Annotated in this window: 5 protein-coding genes; 1 reads left to right on the top strand and 4 read right to left on the bottom strand. The window is 64.9% G+C overall.

Going from position 1 to position 6,726, the window contains the following annotated elements; translation table 11 throughout:
- Window positions 1-24 precede the first annotated feature (24 nt).
- The 4 genes from V8683_RS18315 to V8683_RS18330 all read right to left on the bottom strand — a co-directional run bounded on the left by V8683_RS18315 (window position 25) and on the right by V8683_RS18330 (window position 5,147).
- Complete coding sequence (locus V8683_RS18315) at window positions 25-1,674, bottom strand: S10 family peptidase (protein ID WP_411190696.1); 1,650 nt, start codon at window positions 1,672-1,674, stop codon at window positions 25-27.
- A 130-nt stretch (window positions 1,675-1,804) separates the two neighbouring features.
- Entirely contained in the window at window positions 1,805-3,391 is a 1,587-nt protein-coding gene (locus V8683_RS18320; RefSeq protein ID WP_411190694.1) for a S53 family peptidase, read from the bottom strand.
- A gap of 444 nt (window positions 3,392-3,835) precedes the next feature.
- A complete protein-coding gene (galU, locus tag V8683_RS18325) occupies window positions 3,836-4,726 on the bottom strand; it encodes a UTP--glucose-1-phosphate uridylyltransferase GalU (protein WP_411190693.1) in 891 nt (296 codons plus the stop codon).
- A gap of 277 nt (window positions 4,727-5,003) precedes the next feature.
- A complete protein-coding gene (locus V8683_RS18330) occupies window positions 5,004-5,147 on the bottom strand; it encodes a hypothetical protein (RefSeq protein ID WP_169740115.1) in 144 nt (47 codons plus the stop codon).
- Window positions 5,148-5,372: 225 nt separating this feature from the next.
- Between V8683_RS18330 and V8683_RS18335 the strand changes: the two genes are divergently transcribed.
- The gene (locus V8683_RS18335) at window positions 5,373-6,551 is read left to right on the top strand and encodes an acyltransferase family protein (protein WP_411190692.1); all 1,179 of its coding nucleotides are present in this window, start codon (window positions 5,373-5,375) and stop codon (window positions 6,549-6,551) included.
- The last annotated feature ends 175 nt before the right edge of the window (window positions 6,552-6,726 follow it).

The following is a 6,726-nucleotide window of genomic DNA, read 5'->3' on the forward strand; positions in this document are numbered from 1 at the left end:
ACGCGGCGTGAAGCCGCGCGCGCGTCAATGCTGCATCGTGCTCATTGCCCGCATGCGCTGCAGGGCGCGGATGCGCGCGACGGCCGGCCGGTCCGCCACCGCGCTCTGATAGAGCTTCGCCAGATCGCCCTTGAGCGCCGTGCGCGAGGCATTGTCGAGGTAGACCATGTGCCCCGACGGGTAGAAGCGCGCGCTGAGGTTGTTGCGCACCTTCTGGTCGGCGAGCGGCATCTTCTGCAGGTCGATCACGGTCTGGTAGAAGGGCGTGACGAAATCGTAGAAGCCGTTCGCCGAGAGCACGCGCAGGTCAGGATTGAGCGCCATCACGGCGGCCAGATCGCCGGCCGTGTAGAGGATCACGTTGCCTTGCGCGTCCACCCCCTTCTGCGCGCCGGTGGGATCGATGTGGCTGAAGTTCCAGTTCTGGAACGCCTGGTCGTTGAGGTCCGTGAACGACGAGTTCGAGCGGAACTTCAGTTGCTCGTTGAGGTAGCTGTTCCACATCGCCGTGTAGACGCCGCTCACGGCCGTCATGGTCGGATCGTTGCCGCCCGCGTTCGGATCGACATTGCCGGCGATACCCGTGTCGATGGCCGTCACGCGGCCGTCATAGGAGCCCAGCGCCACGCCCTTGTCCTTGAGCAGCGTGGTGAGGAAGAGCGAATTGCCGCGGCTGTCGTAAGCGGCGATGTCGAGGTTCCATGACGAGAGCGTCTGCGTATCGATGCCCGTGTATTGAGCCAGCGTCTTGAGCGCCGCGGCGATCGCCGCATTCTTCGGATCGGGAAACTTCGCGAGCGCCTCGCGGTAGTCCGTGCGCGAGAACTGCGCGACCTGAGCCGCGAATGCCTGGAGGTCCTCAGGTTTCGGACTCACGCCGAGGCGGTCGTGATACCACGCGTCGGCCGCCGCCGTGGGCAGCGCGCCGACCGGGTTGCCGCTCTGGGTGTAGTCGAGAATCGACGACTGCAGCGTGATGCCGTTGAGGTCCACGCCGTCCTCGTGCAGATGATAGGCAAGCACGCAACTGCGCGCCGTGCCGTACGACTCGCCGTAGAGAAATTTCGGCGAATTCCAGCGGTCGTTCGCCGTGAGATAGCGCTTGACGAACTGCTTGAGCGAGTCGGCGTCCTGGTCGACGCCCCAGAAGTCGCGGTTGTGATGCGGCGCGATGGCCGCCGAATAGCCGGTGCCCACCGGATTGACGAACACGAGGTCGCTGCGGTCGAGGAGACTGTCCGGATTGTCTTCGAGCGTATAGGGCGCAGGCGGCGTGAAGCCCGGCATCGAGGTCTTGATGCGTTTGGGCGCGAACGAGCCCAGCAGCACGAACACCGACGAAGAACCCGGGCCGCCGTTGTAGAAGAACGTGACGGGCCGCTCCTGCGCGCTTGCGCCGTCCTTCGTGAACGCCACGTAGAAAATCTTCGCATTGGGCTGCGAGCTGCTGGGGTCCACGGTCACCAGGTGCCCCGCCGTCGCCGTGTAGGCGATCGCCTGGCCGCCTAGTTCCATGGCGTGGTGCGTGATCGCGGCATTCTCGGTCATGTCGGTGACGAAGTCGTCCGGGCCCATGCCGTAGGCGGTGGGATCGAAGCACGGCACGTCCGCCGGACCGCGATGCTTGCCGTTGCCGCTCGGGTTTCCGTGCGTGGATGAAGCGTGATCGTTCATGTCTTCTCCTGGCTCCCGATACGCCGTGATACGCCGTGATACGCCGTGATACGCCGTGATACGCCGTGATGCAGCGTGAATGCGCCTTGAATCGCGCGGAGGGCAGCGCCTCCGCGCGCGCCGCTTCATCCTACGCCGATGCGAGCGCCCCAGCCACCTTGGTGCCCACCGGCGTGCCGAGCCCCGTGCACGCGTCCCATCCCGGGCCGGCCGAATAGTCGCCGTTGTTGCCGCTCGTGATGTCGTTGAACGCAGCCGGCTGCGCATAGAGCAGCGCGTTGGCGAAGCCGACCGGCTTGCCGCGCGCGGCGTTCACCCGCGCGATCAGGGCGGCCCACAACGGAGCCACCGCGCTCGTGCCGCCCACCACCGTGTCGGTGCCGGCCACGCGCACCACGTAGCCCGAGTCCGGGTCCGCGTCGGCCGCGACATCGGGCACGCCGCGCCGCACGAGCGCGCCCGCGCCGCCGTTCTGGCGCACGACCGAAAGGCCCTTTTGCCAGGCGGGCAGCGCGAAAGTCGCGCTCACGCCGCCCCCCGTCGCGCCGCCGCTGCCGTCGTTCCAGACGGTCTCGCGCACGATCTGCCGTCCGCTCGCCTTAATGTGCGTGCCGCCGCAGCCCAGCGCGTACGGGCTCGACGCCGGGAAGTCCACGTGGTCGGCGCCGTCGCCCACGCCATCCGACGACCCGCTGTCGCCCGCCGCCGCGCACACCGTCACGCCCAGCGCGACGGCGGTTTCGAGCGCGTCGTTCAGTGCGGCGAGGGTCTGCTGCGACCAGGCCGATTCCGGCGCGCCCCAACTGATCGAAATGACCGAAGGCTTGCGCGTGCTGTCGTGCAGCGCCGCGCTTACGCCGTCGACGAAGCCCGCTTCGCTGTTCGGCGAGAAGTACACGGCAATCAGCGCGGCGGGCGCTAGCGCGCCGGCAATTTCCACGTCGAGCGTAACTTCGCCGTCGGGGCCGTTCGGGTCGCCCGTGGGCGCGTTCTCCGCACCGTCCACCGGAACGGCTTCCACGGTCGGCATCGGCACGCCGAGCGTACTGAAGTAGTCCTGAAGATCGGCGTCGCTGTAGCCGCCGCCCATTTCGATGAGCGCGATGCACTCGCCCTTGCCGTCGCCGGGGGGAAAGTCGTAGAGCTGCGCGATCTGCAGCGGCGTGAACGATTCGCCCGCCGCCTGCGCTGCGCGGATTGGCGGACGGATCGGCGAAATCATGCGGAAGTGCGGCTGCGCTTTCTCGCGGTTGTCGAAACCGACCACGGCCGTGACGACCTCGCGAACGTCGTCGGGTATCCGCACGGGACTGCCCGGTTGGCGGAAATGCCGGGTGGACTTGCCGATCCGGTGCTCGAAGTGCTGCAGGTCGACGCCAAACGCCGCGTTGTACTGCTGCACCGTGCCGGAAAGCACGACACGGTGCGCCGCGCGGTCGGCCTTCACGACGGTGAGTCCGTGCGCCGCAGCAAAGCGCTCGACGCGCTCGATGTCCTTGCGCGCGGCGCCGAAGCGCTGTTCGTATTCTTCGCGCGAGATCGGCTGCGCGGACGGATCGCGGGCCGTCAAGCTGTCCACCAGTTGGTGAAAAGCCTCGGCCTGCTGGCGCCGCAGCACCACCACGACGTCGAAGCGATCAGCGGGATCGCAGGCGCCCACGCACGTCGCGCCGGCCGGCGCGGGCTGGTCGCTGCCTGTCGGGGAATGCCTTGTCATGGCCGGTTCTCCTTGTTTCTGGCACGCGCCCTCCAGCGGTCCGGCACGCGCGGGTTGAGTCAGGCTCCGCCGTTCCCGCGCGCGACTGGCGTGGGCAGGCCAGGGCGCCGCGGAACCGCCGGTATCGAGTCACTACGCATGACGTATGTTCGGTCCGGGCAATCGTTCCGTTTCGGGCAGTTCATCACATCGGCCCGCCGCGCGTAGCACGTGCCGTTCCCGGAACCGGGGCGGCACCAATTGCCCTCGCTCCTGCTTCCCAGTGTAGTGCGAAGTGGAGAAAGACCGTGGCTGACGACACAACGAATCGGTCGGCGTGAACGCGAACCGGCCGCCCGCCGGCAACGCGCCGCAGAGGCGGAAGAGGCGCGGCGGAAGCGGAGGACGGCGCAGTGCAAAAATGCGAGCCGCACCTGCGGGCGCAAGCGCGGCTGCGCGACTGTGTCAGGCCGCTGCGGCCAGTGCCGCCGGAAGATGCTGCTGCAGATACGCTTCGAACTCGTCCTTCACTTCCGGGTGCCGCAACGCGAATTCGACGGTCGCTTTCAGGTAGCCGAGCTTGCTGCCGCAATCGAAACGCGTGCCCTTGTAACGGTACGCGAGCACCTGCTCTTCCGTGAGAAGCGACTGCATCGCGTCGGTGAGCTGCAGCTCGCCGCCGGCGCCGGGCTTGAGCGCGCGCAGATGATCGAAAATCGTGGGCATCAGCACATAGCGCCCCACCACCCCCAGATTCGACGGCGCCACCTCGGGCGCGGGTTTTTCGACGATGCCCGCGAGCTTGAACACGTCCTCTTCCCACTCGCGGCCATCCACGACGCCATACGACGCGCTGTTCTCGCGCGCGATCGTTTCCACGCCCACGACCGAGCTGTGATAGTGATTGAACACGTCCACGAGCTGCTTCATGACGGGCGTGGGGCTGTAGAGCAGGTCGTCGGCGAGAATCACGGCAAACGGCCCGCCGCCCACGAGCTTCTCGGCGCACAGCACGGCGTGGCCCAGACCCAGCGCTTCGGCCTGGCGTACATAGAAGCAGTCCACATGGCTCGGCTTGATGCTGCGCACGAGTTCGAGCAGCTTGTCCTTGCGGCGTGCTTCGAGTTCGGCCTCGATCTCGTAGGACTTGTCGAAGTGATCTTCGATCGCCCGCTTGCTGCGGCCCGTCACGAAAATCATCTCCGTGATGCCCGCGGCGATGGCTTCTTCCACCGCGTACTGGATCAGCGGCTTGTCCACGATCGGCAGCATTTCCTTCGGGCTGGCCTTGGTCGCCGGCAAAAAGCGCGTACCGAGGCCCGCAACAGGAAATACCGCTTTGGTGACTTTCAACATGATGTTCTATCCCAGATCGATCGTTTGAATGACGGACTCGCGACATGGCGAGTCCGGCGGCCCCGGGGGTTCTGATAGTGAATTTTTTATAGGGAACTCGTCCGGCTTCCGGCCTCTACCGGCAATTATGAAAGGCCAAGGAAATCCGGATAAAGAATTTGAAAAGGATCGGCGGCAATTATTGCCATTTACTGCGGATAATCGGCAGAAATTGCCTGATCCAGATGGCGAGCAACGAATGGACGCGCGTATGAAATCCGATATCGACGAGCGCAGTCTACTCGACATCGTCGGCGGTGGGCAACTTGCCCGAACGCGCACGCACGCGCCGGATCGGCTCATTGCGCAAGGCTTCGCGGTAGGCCGACACCGCGACGAGGATCAACAGCACGGCTACGCCGGCTAGCAAATGCAGGTTCATCGAATTCTCCAGCGACTCCAGCAACCATAAGCAGGCGCTCCCAAACTAGCATCACAAATTCCACAAATAAACTGACTTTTTCGCATCGCTATTTTTTTATGCCATTCGATATTTTTCAAATCGCCAACCGAAAGGCAAGCAGGAATACATTTTGAAAATCTTTTGCATAATTTCGCCGCGCTTCCCGCCTAAGATCGCGAGGACACCCGAACATCCCGCATACTGATGAGCGATCCCGCACTCGAAACCACCCTGCCGCCCGCGTCCATCCTGCCGGCTCAACCGGCCCGCTCCTTGCAGCCCGCCGCGGGCGCGCTTGCCGGGGAGCACCTGATCGAGGCGCTGCGAGGCTTTGCAGCACTGCTCGTAGCCTATTTCCACTGCCGCCAGATCACGTGGGTCGGCATGGAGGCCTTTCACGCCTCGCATGCAAGCCTCGCGAATCCCGGCACGATTGCCGCGTGGCTCACGCTACCGGTGGCCTGGGGATCGGCCGGCGTGCCAATTTTTTTCGTCATCAGCGGTTATTGCATTCATCGCAGCGGCGCGGCGCGACTGCTCGCCAACCCCGGCTTTCGGCTCGATACGCGCCAGTTCTGGCTGCGCCGCTTCGTGCGTATCTATCCCGTGCTGCTGGCCGCCCTGCTGCTCACGTTCGCGGCCGACTCCATCAGCCTCACGTTGCAGCCGGTCAGCCACAAGATTCTCGATATCGGCCCGCTCTCCTTCCTCGTCAACCTGTTTTCGCTGCAGGGCGTGGCCGGCAAGACCTATGGCTCGAACGGCGCGCTCTGGACGCTTTCGCTCGAAGTGCAGTTCTACCTGCTCTATCCACTCGTCTTCGCGCTGCGCCGCCGCTTCGGCCTGCCTGCCGTGATTGCCGGCATTGCGGCCATCAACGTCGTTTCGGCACTGACGCTGCAGCGCCACGACATCATCGTCTTCACCTCGTACTGGTTCTCGTGGATCCTCGGCGCCTGGATCGCCGAAGCGCGGTTGCGGGGCTCGCGCGGCTTTCCGTTCGCCTGGTCCGCCGCGGCGCTGCTCGCCGTGGCCGGCTGCGCCGCGTTTCATTTCGGCCAGTACGGTGCGTTTCAGCTCTGGGCGTGCGCGTTCGCCTGCTATCTCGTCAAGGCGCTTGCGCGTCCTGCCGACGGCAACGGCGGCGGGGTCGTCGTTCCCCTGTTCTCGAAGATCGGCGACTTCAGCTATTCGCTGTATCTGATCCACTTGCCGCTATTTGTGCTGCTGGGCTCGTTGTTGTACCGCTCGGCGCTGCAGACCTCTATCTGGCCTTCGTTCGGCTTCACGTTAGCCGTGTTGCCTGTGGCCTGGATTTTTTACTGCCTCGTCGAGCGCCCAGCGCTTCGGGCTGCCGCGAGGCTGCGGCGTCGGGGGGCATGAGCGATGGAGCGCTTTTTTTAGCGCTTCTGTTTTGGTAGTGGTTCTGCGAGTGTTTGGAAATAGTCACTCCTGGGGTTTGTTGCGGTTCTTGCTGTTTTGGCGTTTCCTTGTGTTCGTGGTGGTCTGCCAGGGTTGCCCCTGTGCGGGGCGGCACCTACTTTCTTTGCCGCGGCAA

This window comes from Paraburkholderia sp. AV2, assembly GCF_054968425.1.

Bases quoted from the DNA above. Each gene is read 5' to 3' on its own strand.
- V8683_RS18335 (WP_411190692.1), top strand. From the start codon at position 5,373: ATGAGCGATCCCGCACTCGAAACCACCCTGCCGCCCGCGTCCATCCTG.
- V8683_RS18315 (WP_411190696.1), bottom strand. From the start codon at position 1,674: ATGAACGATCACGCTTCATCCACGCACGGAAACCCGAGCGGCAACGGC.
- V8683_RS18330 (WP_169740115.1), bottom strand. From the start codon at position 5,147: ATGAACCTGCATTTGCTAGCCGGCGTAGCCGTGCTGTTGATCCTCGTC.
- galU (WP_411190693.1), bottom strand. From the start codon at position 4,726: ATGTTGAAAGTCACCAAAGCGGTATTTCCTGTTGCGGGCCTCGGTACG.
- V8683_RS18320 (WP_411190694.1), bottom strand. From the start codon at position 3,391: ATGACAAGGCATTCCCCGACAGGCAGCGACCAGCCCGCGCCGGCCGGC.